This window comes from Paenibacillus hodogayensis (genome assembly GCF_039536325.1).
GTDB classification, from domain to species: Bacteria; Bacillota; Bacilli; order Paenibacillales; family NBRC-103111; genus Paenibacillus_AB; species Paenibacillus_AB hodogayensis.
Genome location: NZ_BAAAYO010000006.1, coordinates 673,517 through 698,923 on the forward strand (window position 1 = coordinate 673,517; position 25,407 = coordinate 698,923).

Below are 25,407 nucleotides of genomic sequence, written 5' to 3' on the forward strand. Positions count from 1 at the left end.
TGGACCGGATTCAGACGTGCTTAGTGCTCGAAAGAGCATTATCCGTGCAGATTTACTCCGATTTTCGCGAGATAGTGCTCCTTCTGGCATTAACTTTGCAGGATGGGCCGGTTTTCTCTGCCCCTAGCCAGGTCCAGAAGCTCGTAGTGCTCGTAGTAGCATTATCCATGCTGATTTGATAGAGGAGAAGGTACCGCTGTGGCTGTGCTAACAAGCCAACTTCGACCGCCCTCTACCTTTTTATCGGTAGCCCTTCTTACAACAAATCTGCCGCTCTCGATCCCAACCGAAGCACGCCTTTTCCTCCGCAACATGAATCCGCTTCAAAATGTCACGCTGCGGTCTTCCTTCAGCCGATAAGCACGGACACGCTGGGTACTGCCTCTTGACTGAAACCACTTCTTTTCTATCAAACTTTGTACAAGAGCGTTGCCTCTTTTACGCCCCACCCCCAGATACCGGAACAGATCTCCGGGCCGCGCGACCCCTTGATTCCTAGATACGTAACGCAACGCTTCTTTTTCCAAAACGGATAAATTCCCTTCGCCCGACTCCGCATTGCCGAATAACCGGCCGAATAGCTGCTGCAGCGTCTGCTGACAACGCCGAGGCTTCTCCTTCACATCATCGTAGGAAAAACGAATGATCTGCCAACCGTCAATGACGAGTTGATTTTGCCTGCTTAGCTCATCCGAAAATTGTTTGCGGTCGATATCCCGGCGATGCGGTCCGAATCCGTCGATTTCGATACATACCCTTATTTGTCCGTGGATATAGGCGAAATCCAGAAAGCGCACACCATCTCTAAAATCCACTACCTCATATTCCGGATGCAGGTTGGAAAAATGGTGAAAAGCCGGCCACCAAACGCTTTCCGCAAACAGACGCTCGGCATGCCCGTGTCCTTCCGCTACCCGCCGTCTCCGTTCCCCGTTTCGCGATGAAGTATGCCATCCGATCCACTCTTCATAAACGCTATTTGTTCCCATTCAAATCCCTCCGATGAATATGGAATAATTGCAAAACGATCTAAGTATGCGAGCACTGCCTAATTCACTAATGAGGAAGTATCTGCTTCGACTTGCTCAGAGCTCCTCAGAATAATCAATTGACCGTCGTCTGTTTGACCGACTGATATTAAAATACCAAAATATGGAAGTTACCTCAACTATAACTCATTTACGTTTGCTGTAGTGGCTATGTGTAGCGGAGCTGATCGATGTTTCAATGGCTGGCTGTTTGGCTGTTGGCTGTTGACTGTTGGCTGTCGGCTGTCGGCTGTTGGCTGTTGGCTATTGGCTGTTGGCTGTCGGCTGTTGGCTGTCGGCTGTCGGCTGTTGGCTGTTGGCTGTTGGCTGTCGGCTGTTGGCTTCTTGGCTGTTGGCTTCTTGGCTGTTTGCCTGCTTGGCTGCTTGGCATTTAGAAGTTTCGCTTTTATGTCAACAAGAAAACGACAAAAAAGCACCCTCTCGAATTCGAAAGGATGCTTTCCTGTTCGGCCCGCTGCACGGGCGGATACCCGGCAGCGGCGGATAACCTGCGCGGTACGGTGGCGTTTAGCGAATCGGCCATACGATTGGCCCTATACGCACTACGCCTTGCGAGAAACATGACTGCGATGCCCTACACACCTTGCGACGCACATGATGTCATGCGCTTTGCACTTGCAACGCACAGCATTGTCACACGCTTTGCACCTCGCACGCAGAGGCTACCACTGCTATACGCCCTCGCAACGCACAGGCTGCCATGCGCTTTACGCCTCGCAACGCACAGGCTGCCATGCGCTTCGCCTTGCAACGCATAGGCTACCACGCGCTTCGCCTTGCAACGCACAGGCTGCCACGCTTTACGCCTCGCGACACAGTGGCCGCCATGCCCTTGCGCCTCGCAACGCACGCCTGCAATGCTCCCTACGCGGATAATTAAGCGCGGGAAATGTACTTGCCGTCGGTCGTGTTGATCAACAGCACGTCGTTCTCGTTGATAAACAGCGGAACCTGAACGTTCAGGCCGGTTTCCATCTTAGCGCTTTTGGTCGCGCCCGTTGCCGTGTTGCCCTTGATGCCCGGCTCGGTTTCGATAACCTTCAGCTCGACGCTGTTCGGCAGGTTAATGCCAAGGATTTCATTATGGTAGCTGACGATACTGATCGTCATGTTTTCTTTCAAGAAGTTCAATTCCCACTCCAATTGCTCAGACGGCAGCGTGATCTGGTCATACGTTTCGTTGTCCATGAACGTATGCTCTTGACCGCTTGCATACAAATATTGCATAGCGCGGTTTTCGACATGAGCGCGGCCTACATCTTCGCCAGCCCGGAACGTTTTTTCCACGGTGTTGCCGTTGCGGAGGTTTTTCAGCTTCGAACGGACGAAGGCAGCGCCTTTACCCGGTTTAACGTGCTGGAAATCGAGAACGGTAAAAATATCATGATCCACTTCAATGGTCAAGCCGGTCCGAAAATCGTTAACAGAAATCACAATCGTTTCCTCCTAAATGGTCGTTATCTTGGTCCTCTGCGCTGTCCATAACGGAACGGATCGAAAGACGGCTGCCCAAATTCCTGACCCGCAGCCTCCCAGCCTCCGTAACGCCGGGACAGACGCCTATTTTGAAAAAGATTCACTAATCGATGATAATAAAGTCTTTTGTCGATTGTGTCAATCTTTGGACTCCCTGTTCGGTCACGACGACATCGTCCTCGATGCGGACGCCGCCGAAACCCGGCAAGTAAATGCCCGGCTCAACCGTCACCGTCATGCCAAGCTCCAGCACCGTATCGCTCAGCTTGGACAACCGCGGCGCCTCGTGTACTTCCATGCCAAGCCCATGTCCGGTGCTGTGGCCGAAATAGTCGCCATAGCCGTGCCGCGTTATCAGATCGCGAGTCAGCGCGTCCGCTTCCTTGCCGGTCATCCCTGGCTTCATATGCTCCAGCGCATTCAACTGGGCTTCCAACACGATTCCGTAAATCTCCCGATGCTTCTCCTGCGGCTTGCCCAGCATGACGGTGCGCGTAATGTCCGAGCAGTAGCCTTTGTAGTAAGCGCCGAAATCGAGCTTGACGAATTCGCCGGATTGAAGCACGCGCTCGCTGGCTTTGCCGTGCGGAAGAGCGGACCGCTCTCCCGAAGCGACGATCGTCTCGAACGATACGGATGTCGCTCCGTGCTGACGCATATAAAATTCGATGGTCAATGCCACGTCCAGCTCGGTCAAGCCCGGCTTGAGTGTCGTCAAGACGTGAGCGAACGTCCGGTCGGCCAGCTCCGCCGCCTCGCGCATGACAGCCAGCTCGGTGTCATCCTTTACGACGCGCAGCTGCTCTACCAGCGAATCGGTCGGAACAAGCCTGATGCCCGGCAGCTCCGCTTCGAACATCCGGTAAGTGGCGAACGACACATGCTGCTGCTCGAAAGCAAGCTCCCGGATGGACAGCCCGTTCAGCAGCTCCATCAAAGTCGCGCTGAATTTCGGCTGATGCTCCACCACTTCGAAGTGTTTCGCTTGGGCAGGCGCTTGAGACATATACCGGAAATCCGTCAGCAAATACGCTTTATCGGCGGTAACGAGCAAATACCCGGACGATCCGGTAAATCCGGATAAATAACGGCGGTTATGCTCCCCTGTTACGAACAGCGCTTCCACGCCGCGTTCCTGCAAAAGCGCCCGCAAGCGGGATAATCTGGCTTGTTCCATCAGCTGCTCCCCTTCTCCTCAAGATGCCGGTGAAGCGCCATTAGGCCAAGCTCATAGCTGTGCGCCCCGAAACCGGCTATTTGTCCCACGGCTACGGGCGCAAGGACCGATACGTGGCGAAACGGCTCTCTTTTATGAATATTGGAAAGGTGCACCTCTACGACGGGCAGCATCACGGTGGAGCAGGCGTCGCGCAGCGCATAGCTGTAGTGGGTAAAGGCACCCGGGTTAATCAGAATGCCGTCCTTCGTGCCAAAAGCTTCGTGGATGCGATCGATCAGGACGCCTTCGTGATTCGATTGGTGAAACTCCAGACCGATTCCGAGTTTCGCGGCCAAGGCGGTCAGCTTCTCTTCGATCGCCGCCAGCGTAGCCGTACCGTAGATGCCGGGCTCGCGAACCCCTAGCATGTTCAAGTTCGGACCGTGCAATACCAGTATGTTGAACAGCTGAACCACCACCCGATGCGGAATAATCGAACAGAAGCCATTTTACCATAACTTTCCCCGCTTTGAGAACTTTTTTTTGCCCCCCGCCTCTTTCACGGGCCGCGTCAGGCAGGACGAGACGGCTCTCTTTCACGCTCATCGGTAAATTCGAACGAAATCGAAAAGCCGATAAACAGCCCCCAGATGAGAAACAGGCAAAAATCGGTAATGATCGTATTCCAATCGTACCGGTAAATCCACTTCATCATCCCCGTCAACGGACCGACGAGCAGCACGATAAGCGCCCACCAGGCAATTCCGTACACAATACCCGCCCAGTGGCCACGGACTTTGCGGAATAGAACCGCATACAGCAGCGAGGCTGCGATGGAGAACACGATAAACGAAAGCCAGCCCATCCAGAAGCCTGCGGTCGTGTTCAGGAACGACGGGGCGAAAAACGGCTTGGCCATAAAAGATAACGGGACTTTCGTAAACTTGAAATAGGCACCGGCGACTTTGACCGCACCCCAGATCAGTCCGGCGAACAGGCCGATCTGCAGAGCGAACGCCAGCACCCCGGTCCGGTCGGCATCGCGCTCTCCTTGTTCTGCGCGGTCCGTCGAATGCTTGTGTGCTTCCATAGCGGCTCGTCCTTTCAGCTTCATATAATCAATAGTATGCGTCAGCGTCTGGCAAACTAAACGAGTGGCTTTCGGACCGAGAATTCGTTACAATACGAATAGAGGAACTTTATTCGCAGTCAAAGGAAAGGAGGGCGACCTCAAGTGCCGCAAAATCAAAAAGCCGTATACGGCGGCCAAGCCGTTATGGAAGGCGTCATGTTTGCCGGCAAAACCGTCAACGTGACAGCGGTAAGACGTAAAAACCAAGAAATCGAATTTTTCGAGGTGCCCCGGAAAGAAATCGCTTGGGTGAACAACTTAAAGAAAATCCCGTTGCTGCGCGGAATTGTCGCCATTATCGAATCGAGCGCCAAAGGTGCCCAGCATCTCAATTTTTCGGCGGAGAAATATGCGGAGGATGAAGGCGGAACGGAGACCGAAGAGCCCGCAGGCAAAAAGTCGGGTTCTTCCGGCGGTTTGACGATGATTCTCGGCGTAGCGGTCGTCGGGGTGCTATCGTTCCTGTTCGGCAAATTCGTGTTCACGCTCGTGCCCGCTTTTTTGGAGCAGTTGCTGTTTCAGAAAGCGTTCGAGAACCAGATCGGCCACAATCTGCTCGAAGGCGTCATCAAAATCGTCCTGCTTCTCGGCTATATTTACTTCATCTCACTCACGCCGCTGATCAAGAGGTTGTTTCAGTATCATGGAGCCGAGCATAAGGTCATCAGCGCTTACGAGGCCGGCAAGGAACTGACCGTAGCGAACGTTCAGAAGTTCAATACGCTCCATTACCGCTGCGGCAGCAGCTTTATCGTATTTACCGTCATTGTCGGTGTGATCGTCTACTCCTTTTTCGAATACGATAGCTTATGGGAGCGGTTATTGCTTCGCGTCCTGCTGCTACCGCTGGTCATCGGGCTCTCCTACGAGGTGCTCCGCCTGACCAATTCCGTCAGGGAAACGCCGGTGCTGCGTTTTCTGGGCTATCCGGGCTTGTGGCTGCAAAAGCTAACCACTAAGGAGCCGGACGACACTCAAGTCGAAGTATCGATCGCTTCGTTCGAACGGATGCTCGAGATCGAACGGGAACTGCTGCAAAGCGACAATGGGCCCCGCTCGGGTCAGGCAGTTTCTTGATAGAAGCAAATGGCCTTATCGACAAGCTGAAAGGGGGAAGCAGCATATGAAGCGGCGGTTTCATCCGTTTTTTATCGTCATTCTGGTGCTAATGGCCATCGGCATCATGACCAATATGATGACCAGACCGTTTGAACTCATCGTGGCGATCGTCATCTTCGGAGGGGTGTTCCTGCTGTGGAAATACCCACCGGCCCGATGGAGCAAATCGAACCGGCGCAAGCCGACGCCTTCTTCCTCCGCCAAACGCTCCAAAGAACGAAGAAAAGATGTACCGTTCCGGGTTATACAAGGCAACAAACGGGATGACGACGGGCCTCCGGAGAAGCCCCATACGTATCATTAACCAAAGAAAGAAGCTGCCCTCCCTACGGGGGCAAACAAAAAAACTCCAACACCGGAAACCCGGTCTGGAGTTTTTTCTTTATTGTCGCTCTCACCGCATCGGTCAAGCCGGACGGCCGCTTTTTCCTTTGCGTATCACTTCCTTGAACTGGTTCAAGTAGTCGTGGTGAGACCACTTCTTGAAATAGGCCTTGGCTGCCTCGTACCCGGCCTTGTACAGCTCTATGCTTTTCTCCGGCTTGATGTCGAAGTCGGTTACGCGCACGCCGAGCGTCGGAATTTTGATCGTACGAAAGCGGTTCTGCTCTTCGATGTAACGCTCGTCGTGAGCGCCCATCATCGTGGCGAACAAGGCTTGGAACATCGAGAGCGGCCCGACGATACGTTTGGGCTCCGACGATTCCTTGCCGACCAAGTGAAAGCCGAGCGTCGGAATTTGATCCTTCGGAGGAATTTTACTGTTCTCCTCATCGTAAATCCACAACGGAAAATTGCTCAGCAGTCCCCCATCGACGATATAGATAAACTGGTCGGCGAACGATTCGCCCTTTTGACGAAGCTTGCCCGATTTCCTCAGGACGACCGGATCGAAAAAGTACGGGATGCTCGTGCTCATCCGTACCGCCTTCGCCACTGTAAATTTCTCCGGGTCGATACCGTATTGGGCGATATCGTCGGGTAGGACGAGCAGTTTGCCCTGGGAAATATCCGAGGCGATAATTTTCAGCTTCCCCCGCGGCAAATCGGCAAACGTTCGGATGCCTTTGGCCGCCAGTTTGTCAGCCATCCATTGCTCCAGCTTCTGGCCCGAATACAGCCCTTTGCGGACAAACAGACGCAAGGCCGGACCGACGACAGGCACCTGATGAAGCCACGATTTGGCCAAAAAATCGGTAAACGGGGTTTCCATGATAATCTGCTTCAATTCGTCCGCCGTATACCCGGCCGCCAGCAAGGCGGCTACAATCGCCCCCGACGACGTGCCCGCAACCTGATTGAACTTGACGCCCTGCTCCTCGGCCGCTTTGATCGCCCCGGCCAGCGCGATCGCCTTCACGCCTCCTCCTTCGAACACACCGTTGACAAGCATATGGGTCACCCTTCCGCGCCGTTTAAGCCAACTTCAGCCTAACCCACTGTATGCGGAACCGGTTTGTACGTATGCCACGGTTCGTACGAAAGCGTCCGGAACATGCAAAAACGCCCCGTTCGCCGCATAGCGCGGCGAGCGAAGCGTTCTGAGCGTTCCCGTCCGTTTACGGACGGCGAGAATGCCTCTTATTCCGTTTCTAGTTCGTTGCGAATCCCTCTCAGGTCTGCAATACGCTCGGGACTCCGTTGGAAATATTCGACGAGTACCTCGATACAAGTGATCGAATCCCAACTGAGATGATGCTCGATACCCTCGACATCCCTGTATATGTTCTCCTCCTGGACGCCGATCAGCTGAAGGAAGCTCTCCAACAGATGATGCCGTTCCACGAGCCGTTTCCCCATCTTCTTGCCTTTGGAAGTCAGAACAAGTCCCCGATACCGCTCATAAATCAAATAATTGTCTTTGTCGAGCTTCTGGATCATTTTCGTTACGGACGAGGGATGAACTTCAAGCCCTTCGGCGATGTCGGACACTCTGGCATAACCTTTGTCGTCAATCAGCTTATAAATTTTCTCCAGATAGTCCTCCATGCTCGGTGTCGCCGCCATAAGACCCCTCCTCGCTTCCGAATTGCAAACCTTTTTAATGATACACCTTAGCTGCGGACAAAGCAAGTTTACGGCAGCGCAGCCAGCAATCGACTCCCATCGGACCATCTGTCGACGGTTCCGCCTCCGCGAATCGGGGAAAGCTAGCAGGGAGCTTGTTTTGCAGCCAATCGGAGAGGAGTTGAAGCATGGCCACCGATCTTCTCGACCGCCCGGCAAGGGGCGGAACGTCCGTCTTCGTGCCGGAGCTTGTCTATTTCGAGCCGGACGCACTGAATTACCCGAAAGGTCAACGGATATACGAATGGGCCGAAGCCAAGGGCTTGCCGATCAAAATGACGGGTTCGCACAACCGGATCACCGGTCTTCCTGGCGACAGCGACTTGGCGAAATACAAGACAGCCAAACGAACGCTCGTCGTCGGCATCCGCAAAACGCTCAAATTCGATACGTCCAAGCCTTCGGCGGAGTACGCCATTCCGATCGCCACCGGATGCATGGGACATTGCCATTATTGTTATTTGCAAACGACGCTCGGGGCAAAGCCGTATATTCGCATCTATGTCAATATGGACGATATTTTGAACGCGGCATTAGGCTACATCGAAGAACGCGCTCCCGAAATCACCCGCTTCGAGGCGGCCTGTACGTCCGACCCGGTCGGTCTGGAGCCTATCAGCGGCTCGTTGAAGGAACTGATCGAATTTATGGGCAAGCAGCCGCTGGGACGGCTCCGCTTCGTCACCAAGTTCCATCACGTCGACTCGCTGCTGGACGCCAAGCACAACGGCAATACCCGCTTCCGGTTCAGCGTAAACTCCGACTACGTCATTCGTCATTTCGAGCCGGCCACCTCCTCGTTCGCGGAGCGGATCGAAGCCGCCGGCAAAGTGGCGCGGGCCGGTTACCCGCTCGGTTTTATTATCGCCCCGATCATCTGGTACGATGGCTGGCAGGAAGGCTACGCGGACCTGCTGGCGAAGCTGGAGGCCTCCGTGCCGAAGGAAGCGGCCGAAGGGCTGACATTCGAGCTCATTCAGCACCGGTTTACGAAAACGGCCAAAACGGTTATCCAGCAGCGCTACCCGAAGAGCAAGTTGGAGATGGACGAGGCGAAACGAAAATACAAATGGGGCCGCTGGGGCCAAGGCAAATACGTATACCCGGACGAGCAGGCCCATGCGCTGCGGGAATTTATAACGGAACGGATTTTCGAGCATTTTCCGCAAGCCAAAATCGAATACTTCACTTGATCCGCTTATCCGCACGTTCTGCATCTGAACGCGTTGTTTTGCAAAAAAAAAGCTTCCCGTCGTCTGCCTTTACGGCAGTCGAGGAAGCTTTTTTGAGGTTCGGCGTCCTGTTTCCCCGGGCTTAAAATTTCAGCCAGTCGGGCGTCCGCTCCTGAAGCCAGATCGTGATTAGCACCATTTTGTTGAAATAGAGCAGCGCCGCCATCACGATCATGATCGCTCCGCCGATCTTCATCATCAGCGAGGAATAGCGGAGAATCCATTTCGTCGATCCGATAAAGAAAGCCAGAATAAAAAACGGTATAGCGAACCCTACGGAATAGGCCGTCGTCAGCTGAAACCACGTTCCCGGCTCCGTAGCGGCCAGCAGCAGAATGGACGATAGGATCGGACCTACGCAGGGCGACCACCCTGCCGCGAAGCCCATACCGACCACGAGCGAGCCGAGATAGCCCGCCGGCTTCGACTTGACCTGCAGCTTCCGTTCGCGCATCAGCCATTGGGGCTGGAACAAGCCAAGCAGGAACAGACCCATGACAAAAATAAGAATGGCCGATAATTGCCGGATCAGATCGCGGTAATCATTAAACCAGTCGGCGACCAAGCCCACGCCGAAGCCGAGCGAATAAAAAATGATCGAAAACCCGAGGATGAAAAACAACGTATGTACGGTCGTGGCGATCCGTATTTCCTTCGTGGAACGGTCATTTTTCAGCCTTTGTACGGAGATGCCGGTAATGTACGACAAATAGGAAGGATACAAGGGCAGGCAGCAGGGCGATATAAAGGAAGCGAAGCCGGCCCACAATGCGATCCACAGGTTGACTTGAGACAAAACCGTTCACTCTCCGTTTCGATTGGCATTATCCGTATTATACGTTAGCCGTTCGCCCTCGTACAAGCAGCGTCAAAATAAGCATGACGATCAGCATAAGCACGATGGTCGCGCCGGGTGCCCAATTCCATACGCCTGCCGCCACCAGGCCCCCCACAACGGCAATTTCCGAATAAATCAGAGCGATCCAGACGGATCTGCGGAAGCTCTTGGCTACGGCCAGGCTGCTCGCTACGGGTATCGTCAGCAGTGCGGATACGAGCAGAGCGCCAACAATCTTGATGGCCACGCCGATTACGAGCGCGGTCAATATCGTCGTCAGCAAATTCAGGGCGCGCAGCGGAATGCCGCTTACCGCCGCCGCATCCTCGTCGAACATAATCAGAAACATTTCCTTGAAGAAAAGGAACAGCATGACCAAAACGACGACGGTAACACCCAGCACGAGCCACAGATCGGTCCAGCTGAGCGTGTAAATGCTTCCGAACAAATAGCTGGTAACGTCCATGTTGAACCCTTTGCCGAGCGTAAACAGGAACGTAGCCAGGGCGACTCCGCCCGACATGATGATGGCGATCGACAGCTCGGCATACGACCGGTAAGCGCGGCGCAGACGCTCGATGGCGAAGGAAGCGAGTATCGAGAACACGAGACCGACTGCAAGCGGATAGACGCCGATCAGGAAACCGAGCGCTACGCCGGCAATCGAGACATGCGCAAGCGTATCCCCGATCATGGACAGTCTTCGCAGCACGAGGAAAATACCCAGCAATGGCGCCATCGCCCCGATCAGAATCCCGCCGAGCAAAGCCCGTTGAAAAAAATATTCCAAAAAAATATCCAATGGCGTTGTTCTCCCCTAACGTACGGCAGCCGGCTCTTCGAATCCGGCCAGTCTGAGATCGCGGAGGCTGTGCGCCAAATTCGTTTCCGCGCAATTGTCCAGCTCATGGGTGTGCTTGACGTAAAACTTCAGCTTGCCGCTCGTATGCGCCGGCTCGTAGCCCAGATACGCATGCATCATATCGATGTCGTGCGATACCATCAGGAACGTAATATTGTGACGCTGATGCATATGGCGGATCATATGGAAAAAGCTTTCCTGCGTCTCCGAATCGATGCCGACCGTCGGCTCGTCGAGAATGAGCAGCTCCGGGTTATTGACGAGCGCCCGGGCCAAAAAAACGCGCTGCTGCTGACCGCCCGACAACCGTCCGATGCGCCGGTCCGCCAGCTCCTCGATACGCAGGGCGTGCATGGCGTCGTCGCATTTGCGCAAATCGTCCTTGTTCATCCGGCGGAACAGTTTCTTGCGCCCGTACAGCCCGGAAAGCACCACTTCCCTGACGGTGGCCGGAAACAGAGGATTGAACGCGTTTTTTTGCGGTACATAGCCGATCCGCTCCCAATCGCGGAACTGCCCGAGAGGCGTGCCGAACAGGCGGATCTCCCCCGACGTCGGCTTGATCAGCCCGACGATCATGCGCAGCAGCGTTGTCTTACCCGCGCCGTTCGAGCCGATCAGGCCAACGAAGTCGCGCTGCAAAATGTCGAAGCTCAGACGGTCAAGCACGTTGCGCTGCTCATACTGAAACGACACGTTATCCACAGAAACGACCGGAAGGTGGCAATGCGCCCCCGCCGGTCCGATCGATTGTTGCATGGTTTTGCTCCAATCCTTCAAAATATACGTAAAACCTACTGTTTTCATTGTAATGCTTTCAATAAATTTTGCAAATTTTTATCCATCACCGTCACGTAATTGTCACCGGCCTTCACCTGCTCCTGGGTCAGTCCTTCGAGCGGATTGAGCACAAGCGTTTCGATGCCGGCGTCTTTGGCGAGCGTCTTGGCCATTTTGTCGGAAACCAGCTCTTCGAAGAAAATATATTTGACATTGTTTTCTTTGACGAATTTATTGATTTCCTTCAAATCCTGCGCCGTCGGCTCCGAGTCCGGCGACAAGCCCATGATCGGCTTCTGGGTCAGGCCGTAATCGCGGGCCAGGTAACCAAACGCCTGATGAGAGACGACGATTTCCTTGCGTGGGGCTTTCCCGAGCGATTGGGAGAACCTGGCGTCCAGCTCGGCCAGCTGCTTTCTGAGCGTCTCGTAGTTGGTCTCGTAGTAAGCTTTATTGGCCGCATCCGCCTGCACAAGTCCGTTTTTAATATTCTCGGCCATCCGGAGAGCCGATTTCGGAGAAACCCAGACGTGCGGATCGACGTCCGACGTTTCCTCGTGAGCGTGATCGTCCTTCTTGCTCTTCTTCTCCTTGCCGTGATCGTGGTCGTCCTCGTGCACGCCGCGAATCAGCTCAACGCCGTCACTTGCCGTTATGACGGATAGTCCGGAATCCTTTTTGCGGCTGTCGAGAAATTCATGCACCCATCCTTCAAAGCCGGCTCCGTTGTAAATGAACAGCTGGGCTTTGCCGATATTGACCAGATCGCGGCTTTTCGGCGACCAGTCGTGAGGCTCCACCCCAGCCGGTACGAGATTGATTACGTTCACCTTGTCGCCGCCGATCTGGCTCGTAAAGTCGTAAAGCGTATAAAAAGTAGTGATAGCATTGACTTTTCCTTCGGATAGCGTTACATTCGATTTGCCGCAACCGGCAAGCGCGGCCGCCAGCAGCAATACAGCGGCGAGCATGACGCTCAGGCGCGCAGCGCTCGATTTTTGCTTCTTCATTCGTTCTGCCCCCTCCACACAAACAAACGCATAATTTGTAAATCGTAACTTTTATTATTTACACACTGGATTATAAAAGCTTTTCGTTGCCCTTGTCAACCGCTTTTTTTGTCGCCTATTTTTGAACGAACACGCACAAACGCCTCCAACAGCCCGTACGAACGGGTGCGGAGGCGTTTATTTGTTTATGGCTGCTGGTTATTTGACGATCGCGCCCACTGGAATATCTTCCGCCACAGAAGCTAGCGTCAGCTTGTCGCCGGCCGAAGCGGCCAGGATCATCCCTTGCGACAGCTCGCCGCGCAGCTTGACCGGCTTAAGGTTGGCGACGACGATCACCTTGCGGCCCACCAACTCGTCCGGCGTGTAAAACTTGGCGATGCCGGAGACGACCTGCCGCTTCTCGTAGCCGAGGTCGAGCTGCAGCTTGAGCAGTTTGTCTGCGCCTTTCACCGGCTCGGCGGCGATTACTTGGGCGACCCGCAGCTCGACCTTCATGAAGTCGTCGATGCCGATCTCCTCAAGCGGGGCCGGGTCAGGCGTAGTCGAAGCCGCTGCTTGCGGCGCGGACGTCTGTTTCGCTTGGCTATCCGTCTCGGACGGAGCAGCGGCAGGCGACGCGGGCAGCGTACCGCCCATCGACTGGATCAAATAAGCGATTTCCGGTTCCACGTCCAGACGCGGGAACAGCGCTTCTCCTTTGTTCACCTTCGTGCCCACCGGGAGCAAACCGAACGTGCGGACGCTTTCCCAGGCAGTCAGGTCGCTGTCGCCGGCGATGCCGAGCTGCTCCCATATTTTGCGCGGCGTATGCGTCATAAACGGCTGCAGCAGCACGGAGATGATCCGCAGCGATTCCGCCAGATGGTAAAGCACGGAGCCGAGCTGCGGACGGGACGCCTCGTCTTTGGCAAGCGACCACGGCTGCGTTTCGTCGATATATTTGTTCGTGCGTCCGATCAGCTGCCATAAGCTCGCCAGAGCCACGGAAAACTCCAGCTTTTCCATCGCTTCCTCCAGCCGCGTCACCGATTGCTGTGCGGTTTCCCGCAGAAGAGCGTCGAACTCGGTCGCATCGGCCAGCTGCGGCTGAATGACGCCGTCGAAATATTTGTCGATCATGACGACCGTCCGGTTGAGCAGATTGCCCAGGTCGTTGGCAAGATCGAAATTGATCCGTTCGACGAAACCTTCCGGAGTAAATACGCCGTCCTGTCCGAACGGCACGTCGCGCAGCAGGAAATACCGCAGCGGGTCGAGTCCGTAGCGCTCGATCAGCAGCACCGGATCGATGACATTGCCTTTGGACTTGGACATTTTGCCTTCTTTGGTCAAAAACCAGCCGTGCGCGAACACTTGCTTAGGCAGCGGCAGGTCGAGCGCCATCAGCATAATCGGCCAATAAACCGTATGGAAGCGGATAATGTCCTTGCCGACAAGGTGCACATCGGCAGGCCAATATTCGCGGAACTTGGCGTCGTCCTTTTTGTAGCCCAGCGCTGTAATGTAGTTGGACAGCGCATCCACCCAGACGTAGATGACATGCTGCGGGTTGCCGGGCACCTTGATGCCCCAATCGAACGTGCTGCGCGATACCGCCAAATCGTCCAGCCCCTGCTTGACGAAGCTGATCATTTCGTTGCGGCGCGTCTCCGGCTGAATAAAGCCCGGCTGATCGTCATAATATTGCAGCAGCCTGTCGGCATATTTGCTAAGCCGCAAAAAATAATTTTGCTCCTTCACCTTCTCGACAGGGCGTCCGCAATCCGGGCATTTGCCGTCCACCAGCTCGCGCTCCAGCACATACGATTCGCACGAGGTGCAATACCAGCCCTCGTATTCGCCGAGATAAATATCTCCCTGATCAAGCAGCTGTTGAAAAATTTGCTGGACGACGGTCGTGTGGCGCTCCTCGGTCGTGCGGATAAAATCGTCGTAGGAAATGTCCAGCTTGCTCCACAGCGACTTGATCCCGGTGACGATTCCATCCACGAACAGTTGGGGCTCCACGCCCTTCTCGGCCGCCTTGCGCTCGATTTTTTGCCCGTGCTCGTCCGTACCGGTCAGATAGATGACATCGTAGCCGCGCAGTCTTTTGTAGCGCGTCATCGCATCTCCGGCCACCGTTGTATAGGCATGCCCGATGTGCAGCTTGTCGTTCGGGTAATAGATCGGGGTCGTCAAGTAATACGTTTTTCGTTTGTTGTCGCTCATTCCGCATCCTCCTTAGAAAGTCTGAAAAAACACAAAAACCCCCGTCCACATGGGACGAGAGTCGAATACTCACGCGGTACCACCCAAATTCCCCCGTCGTACCTTGCGCAAACGACGGAGCTCCGGCCAAGCCTGCTCGCAGACTTGTGCCCGTAACGCTGGCCAGCGTCGCTGCCTTACCTCCGCCTTTAACGGGCGAACGGCTCGACGACGAATCCTCCCGGACCATCTTCCGCAGCTTTCCTATACCGGCTTGCACCTGCCCCGGCTCTCTGCAATAGGTTGCGCTCTGCGTACTCATCCGTTCAATGGAAGCATATTGACATCCAAACTATCCTTATCATATGCAAAACGGTCCTATCGTGTCAAGTCGGGGCAGCCGCCTGATCAGGTCGGGTGACCGCCGGCCTGCTCCTCGCGCGACGGAGGTACGGGATCGAAGCCGCCGGGATGGAACGGGTGGCATTTGCATATGCGTTTGGCCGCCAGCCAGCTTCCTTTGGCCGCCCCGTGAAGCTCGATCGCCTCAAGCGCATAGGCCGAGCAAGTCGGATAAAACCGGCACGTCGGCGGCTTGAGAGGCGATATCCATGTCCGGTAAAAGCGGATCGGCAGCTGCAGCGCCGTGCGCATGCCCCGCTTTACTCGCGTCCGGTCCCGACGTTCCTCCGTCATCTTCGCACCTCCCCTGCCCCCGATCGGACCGGGAGCTTTTCTGCACTTCTCATAAATAACCGAGAATGACGCCGGCCGTCTCCTCGATCGCTTTGTCGGTCACCTCGATAACCGGACAGCCCAGCCGTTTCATAATATCGTGGGCGTATTCCAGCTCCTCGGAAATGCGCTGCAGCGTGGCGTACTTCGCCCCGTACGGCAGCCCGACGGCTTTCAGCCGCTCGATGCGGATTTTGAGCAGCTGATCCGCGTTCATCGTCAGTCCGACCACCCGATTGCCCGGCAGCTGAAGCAGCTGCTGAGGCGGCTTGACCTCTGGCACAAGCGGGAAATTGCCGACCTTGTATCCTTTGTGCGCCAAAAAAATGCTGAGCGGCGTCTTCGACGTGCGCGACACCCCGATCAGCACGATATGGGCTTGCAGCAGCAAATTCGAGTCGCGCCCGTCGTCGCACTTGACGGCGAACTCGATCGCCTCGACCCGGCGGAAGTAGGCGTCGTCCATCTCATGCAGCAGCCCCGGCTTGCGCTTAGGCGAATCGTTGAACGTATCGATAAACGCCTGCATCATCGGTCCCATGATGTCGACGGCGCGCACGCCGAGCCGGACCGACTCCTCCTTCATCATCTCGCGCAGCTCCGGCTGCACGAGCGTGAACGCGACGAAGCCGCCGGTTTGGGCCGCTTCCTCCATGACCGAGCGGACTTCATCCTCGCTTTTGATATGGCTGACCCGCTTGATCTTCACCTGATGCGCGTCGAATTGACGCATGGTCGCGCGTACGACCGCCTCCGCGGTTTCCCCGACCGCGTCCGAGCAAATGTATATAAACAGCTGCCGTTCCTCGCTCATTTCCGCTCCCCCCATTACTTACAGCTCTACGTCTCCCGTCAGTCCGACCAGCAGCTTCGTCATCGTCGTTTTCGTTATGCGGCCGACGACCTCCGACTTGCCCGGATCGTCGGGATGCCGGACGACAACCGGCAAGCTATCTACTTGATGCTGAATCATTCTCCGCCCGGCTTCCAGAACAGTGTCGTCGGGCGCAGCCGTCACGACGTTCGGCTGACGTGTCATGACGAGGCTGACCGGCATCGTCGAAGCTCCCGGATTGCCCAGCGTCACCTTGAGCAGGTCTTTGCGGGAAATGACTCCGACAAGCGCGTTCGTCTCGTCCGCCACGATCAAACTTCCAACATTATCCATAAACAGCGTCACGACGGCATCGTGGACCGTCGCCGACTCGCGGATGACGACCGGCAGCGACTGCACATCCTTGACCTTCATCCCGGTAATGTCCGCGGCTCCCGGCCGGTCGCGGTCGGAGGCTTGTCCCAGAAAATAGCCGACCTTCGGCTTCGCATCCAAAGCGCCCAGCATGACAAGCAGGGACAGATCCGATCGGATAGTCGGCCGGCTGAGCCGGAGCATCTCGGCGATCTGTTCCCCCGTGATCGGAGCATGAAGCTTGACAAGCCGGACGATTTCCAATTGGCGCGGCGATAATTGCATCCCGGACGCCCCCCTTCTTCGAACGGAAGCCGAAAGCTTCACAGCTTCCGGCTCGTTCGACATCCATCTCTTCTGTTAGTTTAGCTCGATTCGGCGGCAAAAGCCACTGGACGCGTCAACATTTTTCCCGAATCCCGACTCAGGCCGGGCTCGCCTCCTGGACGGCAAGTGTCGGTTCGCGTCCGTGCGCTTCCTCCGCCCGGACCGGCCCTAGGGCGATACGCGCCTGGGCCGCCGCGATACGGGCCAGCGGAATGCGGTACGGCGAGCAGCTGACATAATCCAGGCCGGCCGCATGGCAGAAAAAGATCGACTGCGGATCGCCGCCGTGCTCGCCGCAAACGCCGGTTTTCAAGTTGCCGCGAACCGCCTTGCCTTGGCGGAGCGCCCACTCGATCAGTTGGCCGACCCCGTCCTGGTCCAGAGTCTGGAACGGGTTGTGCGGGAGCAGCTTATGTTCGACGTAATGGGTCAAAAATTTGCCCTCGGCATCGTCCCGGCTGCAGCCATACGTCATCTGCGTCAGGTCGTTCGTGCCGAACGAGAAGAAATCGGCGCACTCGGCGATCTGTGCGGCGGTAAGAGCCGCGCGCGGCACCTCGATCATCGTGCCGACCTTGTACGGGCATTCGCCTGCGCGGTCGCCAAGTATCGCTGCCGCCGTCCGTTCGATGCGCTCGCGCAGAAAACGCAGCTCGTTGACATGGCCGACAAGCGGCACCATCACTTCCGGCACGACGCGGACGCCTTCGCCGATGCAGACGAGGGCGGCGCGGAACACCGCTTCGGTCTGCATGTCGTAGATTTCCGGGAACAGCACGCCAAGCCGGCAGCCGCGCTGGCCGAGCATCGGATTCGCCTCGTGCAGCGAGCGCACCTTGCGCAGCATCGTCTCGAGCTCAGTCAGTTGGGCGCGGCGGTCCGAACCGTCGGGCTCCGCATCCGCCGCGGCCGCAGTCAGCTCGGCAATGCGCTGGCGCAGCTCGTCGGCGTTCGGCAAAAATTCATGCAGCGGCGGATCAAGCAGTCGGATCGTAACGGGAAGCCCGTCCATCGCCCGGAACATCCCTTCGAAATCGTCCTGCTGCATCGGCAGCAGCTTGGCCAGAGCAATCTCGCGCTCCTCCTTCGATTCCGCGAGAATCATTTCGCGCACCGCGGGAAGGCGGTCCGCCGCCAGGAACATATGCTCCGTGCGGCACAGCCCAATCCCTTCGGCGCCGAATTCGCGGGCTTTGGCCGCATCGACCGGGTTGTCCGCATTCGCGGCCACACGCAAGGAGCGGATCTCGTCGGCCCAGCCGAGCAGCCGCACCAGCTCGGCGGACATCTCGCCCGCCCGGAGCGGAACTTCCCCGCGGATAACGCGGCCGGTCGAGCCGTCGATGGAGATCGCCTCTCCTTCGCGGATGACGACCGACCCGGCGCGCAGCTCCCGCGCTTCGAAGTCGATGCGGGCCTCTTCGCAGCCGCAAACGCATGGCTTGCCCATCCCGCGGGCGACGACGGCCGCATGGCTCGTCATGCCGCCCCGGCTGGTCAGCACGCCTTCGGCGGCAAGCACGCCGTGAATATCTTCCGGCGTCGTCTCCGAACGAATCAAGATGACGCGGCGTCCCGAACGGGCCCATTCCTCGGCGCGGTCGGCGTCGAATACCGCTTCGCCCGTCGCTGCGCCCGGTGAGGCCGGCAGCCCCGTCGCGATCACGTCGAGGCTGGCGTCCGCCGGTATGGCCGGGTGGAGCAGCTGGTCGAGATGACCGATCTCGATGCGGACGATCGCCTCCTCGCGGGTCAAGACGCCTTCGTCGACGAGATCGGCGCTGATTTTCATCGCCGCCTGGGCCGAGCGTTTGCCTCCGCGGGTTTGCAGCAAGTACAGCTTGCCGTGCTCCACCGTAAATTCGATATCCTGCATATCGCGGTAATGGCGTTCCAGCCGCTCTGCCGTCTGCTTCAGGCTGGCATACACGTCGGGCATCTGCTGCTCCAGCTCAGCGATCGGCAGCGGCGTGCGCACGCCGGCCACGACGTCCTCGCCCTGGGCGTTGGTCAAATATTCGCCGAACAGCGACTTTTCTCCGGTAGACGGATTGCGGGTGAAGACGACGCCCGTACCGCAGTCGTCCCCTTTGTTGCCGAATACCATCGCCTGAATATTGACAGCGGTCCCCTGTTCGTCGGGGATCCGGTTGACTTTGCGATATACTTTGGCCCTATGGTTGTTCCAGGAACGGAATACGGCCTCCACCGCCAAGGTCAGCTGCTCCCCGACCGACTGCGGGAATGGCTTGCCCGACTTGGCGATCAGCGCTTTGTATTGCTCGACCAGCATGATCCAGCCGTCCTCGCCAACATCGCGGTCATGCTCGGCTCCGGTCTGCCGCTTCATCTCGTGCAGCAGCTTCTCGAAGCGTATCGGCTCGATGCCGAACACGACGTTGCCGAACATCTGGATCAGCCTGCGGTAGCAGTCGTAGGCGAACCGGCCGTTGCCCGTTGCCTCGGCGACGCCGCGCACCGTGTCGTCGTTCAGCCCGACGTTCAGAATGGTGTCCATCATGCCCGGCATCGACGTCACCGAGCCCGACCGGACGGAAACGAGCAGCGGCTGCCCGGCATCTCCGAACGTTTTGCCCAGCCGGCCTTCCAACTCGGCCAGCGCCGCCCGCGCCTCTTCCATCAATCCTTCCGGCAGCGCGGCTCCCGCCGCGTAATAAGCGCGGCACGCTTCCGTCGTAATCGTAAATCCCGGAGGGACGGGCAATCCGGCGTTCGTCATCTCGGCCAGGTTCGCCCCTTTGCCGCCAAGCTCCGTCTTCATCTCCGCATTGCCCTGCTCGAACAGCTTGACCCAGCCGGCGGAAGCGCGCGAAGACGCGCCTCCGCTTGCTTCGCGATGAATGCTGCCGCTTTCGTTGGAATGTGTGCTGCCGATATGGTTTGCAATATTGCCGGCTCCGCTGTTAGTCATTCTCCGCTTCCCCCTGTCGCGATCCGTTGCTGCACGTTTCCTCTCGGCAGCAGCCGTAGAGGACGGTCACCTTCTCCGTCTCCACTTCGTCAATCCAACGACCGCAATACTGGCAAACGATAAGACCCAGTTTCACGCTTTGACCGATCGGTTTCATGCCGGATCGCCTCCATAATCGAATATGATTTATAATTCCTTATATAATACATACCATATAAATAATTATGACGCAATAATTATTTGGCCAAAATGAGGTCTATTTGTGCTCCCGCCTCTCGGCCGACTCCCCCTTACGCAACCTCTAAAAAGTACCACACGCATGTATATGCAACGATTCGCATTCCGATTCCGCCATTTCCGCAGCAGTTGCCGAACGACGAAAAACCGGCAGACGCAGCCTGCCGGTTTGGAACATGCTTTATTCTTTTATGACGTCACATTGATACGCGTCTCCGCGTTCAAGCGCAATTGATTATTGGCAAATTCCTGATACAGCGGATGGGACGCAAGCAATTCCTCGTGCGTGCCTTCTCCCGTTACGACCCCTTTCTCGATAAAAACGATCCGGTCGGCATCCACAACGGTCGACAGCCGATGAGCGATGATCAAGGTCGTTCGCCCGATCATGAGATTGTCGAGCGCCTGCTGCACGGCTAGCTCGGACTTGCTGTCCAGACTCGACGTCGCTTCGTCGAGCATGAGCAGACTCGGATCGCGCAGCAGCGCTCTGGCGATAGCCACACGCTGCCGCTGCCCGCCGGACAGCTTGATCCCCCGCTCGCCTACCTCGGTCGCATAGCCTTCCGGCAGCGCGTCGATAAAGGCGTGGGCGTAGGCCATCCGCGCCGCCTGCTCCACTTCAAGATCGGTCGCTTCGCGATTGAGCCCATAACAGATGTTATCGCGAATCGTCCCGGCAATAATCGGGCTATCCTGCGAGACGTAGCCGATCCTTTGTCTCCATTGCGCCAGCGAGAGCTCTCCGATCGGCTCCGCGCCATACGAAATCGTGCCGCTCTGCGGAATATAATACCGTTCGAGCAGCGAGAACAGCGTCGTTTTCCCGCCTCCGCTCGGTCCGACGATCGCCGTCACCTTGCCGGGCTCGATGTCGAAGCTTACGCCCCGCAGCACCGATTTCCCTTCATTGTAGGAAAAGGCGACGTTGTCCAGACGGATCGGCTCCTCGCGCTCCGTGACGTCCTTCCCGCCTTGATAAGGCTCCTCGTCCGCTTTGAGCGCAGCGGATATACGCTCTGTCGCGCCGACCGCCTTCTGAAATTGGGTGAAAAACTGGGAAATTTGCGCGGCCGGCATGACGATCTGGAACAAGTAAAGCAGAAACGCCACCAGTTCGCCTGCCGTCATCAACCCGGACGAGACGCGGATGCCGCCGTAGCCGATCAGGGCCACCACGAGCCCCATAATGACCAGCATCATGACCGGCGTGATCCATGCCTGCACCTTGCCTTCCCGCACGCCAAACCGATATAGACTCATAATGCCTTTTTTGCCGTTCTCGTATTCGCGCTCCTCGGCATTGGACGATTTCACCAGCCGTATTTCCGACAGCACCTGGTTCAGCACCGCCGTGAAGCCCGCCGTTTCGTCCTGCATGCCCTTGGAGATCTTATACATTTGTCTGGCGAGCGGCGCCATGATCGCGGCGGTAATCGGGATAGCCAGAAGCATGACCAGCGTCATTTTCCAATCCATAACAAGCAGAATGACGATCGCGCCGATCATCGAGATAATCCCGTTCAGCGAACCGGACAAATGCTCCGTTATCAGCCCGCGCACAATACCGGTATCGCTCGTTACCCGGCTCGTCAGCTCCCCGGTCTGGCTGTTGTCGTAATAAGAGACCGGCATCTTCAACAGCTTGCTCCACAGCCTGTCGCGGATGCCGGCTACTATTTTATGGCCCGCACGGTTAAGCAAATAAATCGATACGCCCCCGGCTACCGTTTGCAGCGCGAAAGCGAGGACAAGCACCACGATGTGCAGCGGCTCCAGCTTATCGAATGTAAAGCCGTCGACCAAATTTTTGGTGAAAAGCGGAATAATCAGGCTGCCCGCCGTACCCACGAGGCTGAGCAACAGCGCAATGGCCAGCTGCAGCTTGGGCGGATCGGCGTCGCGGATCAAAGCGACAAACTGCCTCCAGCCGCCTTCCTTCTGACGTATTGCCTTCCTATCGGTTGTCGCATTCATTTCTCTCACTCCTTCTCTTCTATGCCCATAGTGTACACATCCTTTATGAACTGAATATTAACGAATGAGGGCGAACGTACATATATATAGGATAGCACCAAACAGGGAGGATGAATCATGACCCGCAATCAGACGAACCGCCCGCCCGGGGAGGACGGGCAGCGCACCAATTGGAGACAGTTCGAGCGCCTGTTCGACGAATTGTTTCCGAATGCGGTTCCTCCGGGAACCGGAGACTCGATCGCCCGCATCGGCCAGTTCGTGCGCGGCGTGATGGAACGCGCGGTTCCGGAGACGCCCCCGTACCAGGAGCAAACCGCAGATTCCGGACAGTCGGCCTTGTTCCAGCCGCATATCGGCGAGACGGAGCGCTACTTGAAAGTTCGCATCCGTATCCCGGGCTCCATCGACCCGCGCAAGCTGCAGCTGTTCGTCAACGGTCTCGCACTCGTGATCGAAGGCCCGCTCGGCCATTCGCAAACGGTGCCGCTGCCCGTTCCGGTCGGCGTGAAGACGATGCAGGCGGCTTACCGGGACGGGACACTGCACATCCGGTTGACCAAACGGACTCCGCCGCCCTACAAGGAGCTGTATGTCCAGTACCCGTAAACGTTCTCCAACGCAAAAAAAGGAACCGGCATGACCTGTCCGGCTCCTGACGCGCGTCTCCTTGCCCGACGCTTTATATTTCCCAATTGTGCCAATCCCGCTTGCGCTTCTCGTTGTATTCCAGCCATTGCAGCGTCTTGTCGTACAGGTCCCGCTTGGAGTCGCCGGAGGAAAACGTATGATCGGCCTGAAAAATCAGCTCGATATCGCATTGTCCGGCCGAGCGCATCCAGAACAGCTTCTGGTACAGCGAGCAATAGTCGGCCGGAATGACCGAATCGGACGTGCCGTGGGCGAGGAAGACGTCGCCGGCGAATTTGCGGATCTGCGCAAACGGCTGATGGGCCGACAACGATTCGAAAAAAGCCGGCCGCAAAGGGTACCCCATGTAGTCCGCTTCCCCATATCGCACCGCGTCGTCATACGTTTTCTGACCGACAATGCGCAGCAAATCGTTGAACGGATGGGCGACGGCCGACCAGAGCAGCAGCGTTTTGACGCGCCGGTCCTGTGCCGCCGTCAGCAGGGCGACCGCTCCGCCGAGACTGTGGCCGAGCAGCGCAACGCGGTTGATGTCCACGTAATCGATGTCCAGCGCATAATCGAGCACAACCCGGGTTTGCTCGATCATCGAGTCAAGTCCATGCTCCCCGTATTCCCCGGTACTTTCCCCGCATCCCGCATAGTCGAAGCGCAGCACCATATACCCGGCGGCGGCGAACTTCCGCGAAGCGTTGACGAACAACCGATCCACGCCGATCCGGCTGCCGATGAAACCGTGGCAGATCACAATGAGCGGGCATTGCCCCCCTTGCTTCTCCGCATCCTGCGGGGGAATCGTTGGGTAATGCAAGGTGGCCTTCAGCTCGATCGTACCGTGTTGTATCGTAATCGCCCGTTCCATCGTAGGGTTCCTCCTTGACGGTCGTATGCTGCTCCGCCGTCTTTTTATATAATCATATAATTCCTATTAGTTTACTATGCTTTAAATGTACCACCAGCTTCCCCTTCTGTCAATCTTTCATGACGTCCGCTCGTCCCAGTGCCGGCCATATCGGCCAAGCCGGCCCGCATCGCGTCCTCCACGCTCTCGTCGAACCGTCCCGGCATATGAAAATAGTACGTGGACAGTACCGGCTCGTAGCCGCCATGGGCGATCTGCTTCTGCGTCGGAACGTAGCCGATCATCCCATTGGAGTAAGGAAGCGGCAGTACGTTCCCGGCGGAGACCGCTTTGACGTACAAGCCGTATTCGACGACGACCTCTGCGTTCATGGCCAGCAGCGACAGCCCTTCGGCCACGTCGAGCCGCGTCAACTCCAGCAAAAGCCGGTCCGGTCGCCCGTCCGGATTCCGCAGCATCGCCTCCGCCCACTCGTCGTAAGGCGACTCGCCCGCGGCTGCCAGAGCCTCCAGCTCGGCCCGGGTTTCCAGCGGCTTCAGCCTAAGCGGCAGAGCAACGGTCCGCCCCTCCAGCGGCACCGGCTTCAAGACGCGCATCGGCCCCTCCAGCACGTCGCCGACCGTATCGGCGAGGAGCAGCCCGAAGTAGTCGACGATATCGCGGTCGGCGACAAGTTCGGCCGGGGCGCTCTCCTTGAAAATATTAATATCCCCGCACGCCCCCTGAAGAAACAGGCATACGGCGTCTCCCCCAAGCCGCCTCTCCAATGACTCCATCGCTTTGCCGCTAAATTCCGCAGAGACGACGTTTTCATTCGTAGTTACCGGGTGACAGGCGTAATGCACCGCAACCGCCTTGACCGCCCCCTTCTCCGTGCGGAAACGCAGCACGACGACCTCCGGGTCTACCGGCCCTTCGGGATTCGGACCGCCAATGACACGGCCATCGACGTACTTGCGCCGCTGCACCCCGATACCGGACAGTCCCTCTCCTTTCTCGATCGTGACGGGTTCGATATTCGCTGCGGCTGCGGCGATGGCCTGCACCAGCTTTCGCTCCAGATCGTCGACGTAACCGACGTCCGCCTGTCCGAGCAGCCGGTGAAAGCCGAAGCTCGTCTGCGGACCGGAATGATTATGGGTGCCGTTCAGTATGATCGCTTCCGGCGCAAGTCCGAACCGCTCGGCAAGCGTCTGCCGAATCCGCGGCATTCTGTCAGAGCCCCACCAGAGCAAATCGGCGGAAACGATGACCGCCTGACGCATCGCGCTCCCTTCCGCCTGCTGACGCAAATAAAGCACCCGCGCGTAAAGACGACTGCGGATGCCCTCATACGGTTTATTTTGCCTGACCGCAAATCCTGCCAAAGGCACGGCCGCAAGCGGCGTAATATCGGCTTTGGCGGTTCCCAGCTGCAATTCCATTGTTTCCGCTCCCCTTTCGTTCCCGCGATCGATCGCTATCACGGTCCATCTTACCCGTATCGGGCTGCGGTCGCATGTCAATTTCGGCAAGGGAGCGGACATTTTATCGCCACCCGGCCGGTTCCGGCGAGTGTCGCAGCGTTGTCGGCCGAGCGG

The 25,407-nt window shown here is 57.1% G+C and carries 24 protein-coding genes; 4 read left to right on the forward strand and 20 right to left on the reverse strand.

The genetic code is table 11. From position 1 onward, the window contains the following. Positions 1–323: 323 nt before the first annotated feature. The 5 genes from ABD796_RS14190 to ABD796_RS14210 form a co-directional block, all read right to left on the reverse strand. Positions 324–989 carry a DNA-binding response regulator gene (locus ABD796_RS14190; RefSeq protein ID WP_344908760.1) on the reverse strand — a complete coding sequence of 222 codons (666 nt, stop codon included), beginning with the start codon at positions 987–989 and terminating at the stop codon, positions 324–326. A gap of 936 nt (positions 990–1,925) precedes the next feature. After that, complete coding sequence (efp, locus tag ABD796_RS14195; RefSeq protein ID WP_344908761.1) at positions 1,926–2,483, reverse strand: elongation factor P; 558 nt, start codon at positions 2,481–2,483, stop codon at positions 1,926–1,928. Positions 2,484–2,628: 145 nt separating this feature from the next. Next, positions 2,629–3,702, reverse strand: a complete 1,074-nt coding sequence (locus ABD796_RS14200; protein WP_344908762.1) for a M24 family metallopeptidase — start codon at positions 3,700–3,702, stop codon at positions 2,629–2,631. Beyond that, positions 3,702–4,151, reverse strand: coding sequence for a type II 3-dehydroquinate dehydratase (aroQ, locus tag ABD796_RS14205; RefSeq protein WP_344908958.1), 450 nt, complete (start codon positions 4,149–4,151; stop codon positions 3,702–3,704). Before aroQ ends, ABD796_RS14200 begins: the two co-directional genes overlap by 1 nt. A gap of 104 nt (positions 4,152–4,255) precedes the next feature. Beyond that, positions 4,256–4,774, reverse strand: coding sequence for a YqhR family membrane protein (locus ABD796_RS14210; RefSeq protein WP_344908763.1), 519 nt, complete (start codon positions 4,772–4,774; stop codon positions 4,256–4,258). Between the two features lie 144 nt (positions 4,775–4,918). Between ABD796_RS14210 and ABD796_RS14215 the strand changes: the two genes are divergently transcribed. Both ABD796_RS14215 and ABD796_RS14220 read left to right on the forward strand, forming a co-directional pair. Beyond that, positions 4,919–5,893 (forward strand): DUF1385 domain-containing protein, encoded by a 975-nt coding sequence (locus tag ABD796_RS14215; RefSeq protein WP_344908764.1) that lies wholly within the window; start codon positions 4,919–4,921, stop codon positions 5,891–5,893. Positions 5,894–5,939: 46 nt separating this feature from the next. Beyond that, a complete protein-coding gene (locus ABD796_RS14220) occupies positions 5,940–6,239 on the forward strand; it encodes a hypothetical protein (RefSeq protein WP_344908765.1) in 300 nt (99 codons plus the stop codon). A gap of 102 nt (positions 6,240–6,341) precedes the next feature. On the opposite strand, the gene ABD796_RS14225 is transcribed toward ABD796_RS14220, so the two are convergent. Further along, complete coding sequence (locus ABD796_RS14225) at positions 6,342–7,328, reverse strand: patatin-like phospholipase family protein (protein ID WP_344908766.1); 987 nt, start codon at positions 7,326–7,328, stop codon at positions 6,342–6,344. Between the two features lie 188 nt (positions 7,329–7,516). After that, positions 7,517–7,942, reverse strand: coding sequence for a transcriptional regulator MntR (gene mntR, locus ABD796_RS14230; protein WP_344908767.1), 426 nt, complete (start codon positions 7,940–7,942; stop codon positions 7,517–7,519). 188 nt (positions 7,943–8,130) lie between these two features. Here mntR and splB point away from each other — a divergent pair, with 188 nt between their 5' ends. Further along, entirely contained in the window at positions 8,131–9,195 is a 1,065-nt protein-coding gene (splB, locus tag ABD796_RS14235; protein ID WP_344908768.1) for a spore photoproduct lyase, read from the forward strand. A 121-nt stretch (positions 9,196–9,316) separates the two neighbouring features. Here splB and ABD796_RS14240 read toward each other — a convergent pair whose 3' ends face one another. The 11 genes from ABD796_RS14240 to ABD796_RS14290 all read right to left on the reverse strand — a co-directional run bounded on the left by ABD796_RS14240 (position 9,317) and on the right by ABD796_RS14290 (position 22,314). After that, the gene (locus tag ABD796_RS14240) at positions 9,317–10,030 is read right to left on the reverse strand and encodes a cytochrome c biogenesis CcdA family protein (RefSeq protein ID WP_344908769.1); all 714 of its coding nucleotides are present in this window, start codon (positions 10,028–10,030) and stop codon (positions 9,317–9,319) included. A gap of 37 nt (positions 10,031–10,067) precedes the next feature. Next, positions 10,068–10,874, reverse strand: a complete 807-nt coding sequence (locus ABD796_RS14245) for a metal ABC transporter permease (protein WP_344908770.1) — start codon at positions 10,872–10,874, stop codon at positions 10,068–10,070. A gap of 15 nt (positions 10,875–10,889) precedes the next feature. Beyond that, positions 10,890–11,693 carry a metal ABC transporter ATP-binding protein gene (locus ABD796_RS14250; RefSeq protein ID WP_344908771.1) on the reverse strand — a complete coding sequence of 268 codons (804 nt, stop codon included), beginning with the start codon at positions 11,691–11,693 and terminating at the stop codon, positions 10,890–10,892. A gap of 44 nt (positions 11,694–11,737) precedes the next feature. Beyond that, positions 11,738–12,724 carry a metal ABC transporter substrate-binding protein gene (locus ABD796_RS14255; protein WP_344908772.1) on the reverse strand — a complete coding sequence of 329 codons (987 nt, stop codon included), beginning with the start codon at positions 12,722–12,724 and terminating at the stop codon, positions 11,738–11,740. Between the two features lie 198 nt (positions 12,725–12,922). Beyond that, positions 12,923–14,938, reverse strand: a complete 2,016-nt coding sequence (metG, locus tag ABD796_RS14260) for a methionine--tRNA ligase (protein WP_344908773.1) — start codon at positions 14,936–14,938, stop codon at positions 12,923–12,925. A gap of 387 nt (positions 14,939–15,325) precedes the next feature. Then, the gene (yidD, locus tag ABD796_RS14265) at positions 15,326–15,571 is read right to left on the reverse strand and encodes a membrane protein insertion efficiency factor YidD (RefSeq protein WP_344908959.1); all 246 of its coding nucleotides are present in this window, start codon (positions 15,569–15,571) and stop codon (positions 15,326–15,328) included. Positions 15,572–15,662: 91 nt separating this feature from the next. Then, positions 15,663–16,466, reverse strand: a complete 804-nt coding sequence (locus ABD796_RS14270; RefSeq protein WP_344908774.1) for a pyruvate, water dikinase regulatory protein — start codon at positions 16,464–16,466, stop codon at positions 15,663–15,665. Positions 16,467–16,484: 18 nt separating this feature from the next. Continuing rightward, entirely contained in the window at positions 16,485–17,126 is a 642-nt protein-coding gene (locus tag ABD796_RS14275) for a helix-turn-helix transcriptional regulator (protein WP_344908775.1), read from the reverse strand. A 139-nt stretch (positions 17,127–17,265) separates the two neighbouring features. Beyond that, positions 17,266–20,100: a pyruvate, phosphate dikinase gene (ppdK, locus tag ABD796_RS14280; protein ID WP_344908776.1), complete on the reverse strand. Its 2,835-nt coding sequence runs from the start codon at positions 20,098–20,100 to the stop codon at positions 17,266–17,268. Beyond that, positions 20,093–20,257, reverse strand: a complete 165-nt coding sequence (locus ABD796_RS14285; protein WP_379120243.1) for a GapA-binding peptide SR1P — start codon at positions 20,255–20,257, stop codon at positions 20,093–20,095. The genes ppdK and ABD796_RS14285 overlap by 8 nt, the downstream gene beginning before the upstream one ends. Before the next feature lie 269 nt (positions 20,258–20,526). Continuing rightward, on the reverse strand, positions 20,527–22,314 hold the full coding sequence (locus ABD796_RS14290; protein WP_344908777.1) for an ABC transporter ATP-binding protein: 1,788 nt from the start codon (positions 22,312–22,314) through the stop codon (positions 20,527–20,529). A gap of 117 nt (positions 22,315–22,431) precedes the next feature. Here ABD796_RS14290 and ABD796_RS14295 point away from each other — a divergent pair, with 117 nt between their 5' ends. Continuing rightward, positions 22,432–22,923 (forward strand): Hsp20/alpha crystallin family protein, encoded by a 492-nt coding sequence (locus ABD796_RS14295; RefSeq protein WP_344908778.1) that lies wholly within the window; start codon positions 22,432–22,434, stop codon positions 22,921–22,923. A gap of 73 nt (positions 22,924–22,996) precedes the next feature. On the opposite strand, the gene ABD796_RS14300 is transcribed toward ABD796_RS14295, so the two are convergent. Next, on the reverse strand, positions 22,997–23,827 hold the full coding sequence (locus ABD796_RS14300; RefSeq protein ID WP_344908779.1) for an alpha/beta hydrolase family protein: 831 nt from the start codon (positions 23,825–23,827) through the stop codon (positions 22,997–22,999). A gap of 74 nt (positions 23,828–23,901) precedes the next feature. Beyond that, a complete protein-coding gene (locus tag ABD796_RS14305; protein ID WP_344908780.1) occupies positions 23,902–25,251 on the reverse strand; it encodes a neutral/alkaline non-lysosomal ceramidase N-terminal domain-containing protein in 1,350 nt (449 codons plus the stop codon). Positions 25,252–25,407: the final 156 nt, after the last annotated feature.

Excerpts from the sequence above, each read along its gene's own strand:
- ABD796_RS14190 (WP_344908760.1), bottom strand. The coding sequence starts at position 989 with ATGGGAACAAATAGCGTTTATGAAGAGTGGATCGGATGGCATACTTCA.
- ABD796_RS14200 (WP_344908762.1), bottom strand. The coding sequence starts at position 3,702 with ATGGAACAAGCCAGATTATCCCGCTTGCGGGCGCTTTTGCAGGAACGC.
- ABD796_RS14210 (WP_344908763.1), bottom strand. The coding sequence starts at position 4,774 with ATGGAAGCACACAAGCATTCGACGGACCGCGCAGAACAAGGAGAGCGC.
- ABD796_RS14220 (WP_344908765.1), top strand. The coding sequence starts at position 5,940 with ATGAAGCGGCGGTTTCATCCGTTTTTTATCGTCATTCTGGTGCTAATG.
- ABD796_RS14225 (WP_344908766.1), bottom strand. The coding sequence starts at position 7,328 with ATGCTTGTCAACGGTGTGTTCGAAGGAGGAGGCGTGAAGGCGATCGCG.
- mntR (WP_344908767.1), bottom strand. The coding sequence starts at position 7,942 with ATGGCGGCGACACCGAGCATGGAGGACTATCTGGAGAAAATTTATAAG.
- splB (WP_344908768.1), top strand. The coding sequence starts at position 8,131 with ATGGCCACCGATCTTCTCGACCGCCCGGCAAGGGGCGGAACGTCCGTC.
- ABD796_RS14250 (WP_344908771.1), bottom strand. The coding sequence starts at position 11,693 with ATGCAACAATCGATCGGACCGGCGGGGGCGCATTGCCACCTTCCGGTC.
- ABD796_RS14255 (WP_344908772.1), bottom strand. The coding sequence starts at position 12,724 with ATGAAGAAGCAAAAATCGAGCGCTGCGCGCCTGAGCGTCATGCTCGCC.
- metG (WP_344908773.1), bottom strand. The coding sequence starts at position 14,938 with ATGAGCGACAACAAACGAAAAACGTATTACTTGACGACCCCGATCTAT.
- yidD (WP_344908959.1), bottom strand. The coding sequence starts at position 15,571 with ATGCGCACGGCGCTGCAGCTGCCGATCCGCTTTTACCGGACATGGATA.
- ABD796_RS14270 (WP_344908774.1), bottom strand. The coding sequence starts at position 16,466 with ATGAGCGAGGAACGGCAGCTGTTTATATACATTTGCTCGGACGCGGTC.
- ABD796_RS14275 (WP_344908775.1), bottom strand. The coding sequence starts at position 17,126 with ATGCAATTATCGCCGCGCCAATTGGAAATCGTCCGGCTTGTCAAGCTT.
- ppdK (WP_344908776.1), bottom strand. The coding sequence starts at position 20,100 with ATGACTAACAGCGGAGCCGGCAATATTGCAAACCATATCGGCAGCACA.
- ABD796_RS14285 (WP_379120243.1), bottom strand. The coding sequence starts at position 20,257 with ATGAAACCGATCGGTCAAAGCGTGAAACTGGGTCTTATCGTTTGCCAG.
- ABD796_RS14290 (WP_344908777.1), bottom strand. The coding sequence starts at position 22,314 with ATGAATGCGACAACCGATAGGAAGGCAATACGTCAGAAGGAAGGCGGC.
- ABD796_RS14295 (WP_344908778.1), top strand. The coding sequence starts at position 22,432 with ATGACCCGCAATCAGACGAACCGCCCGCCCGGGGAGGACGGGCAGCGC.
- ABD796_RS14300 (WP_344908779.1), bottom strand. The coding sequence starts at position 23,827 with ATGGAACGGGCGATTACGATACAACACGGTACGATCGAGCTGAAGGCC.
- ABD796_RS14305 (WP_344908780.1), bottom strand. The coding sequence starts at position 25,251 with ATGGAATTGCAGCTGGGAACCGCCAAAGCCGATATTACGCCGCTTGCG.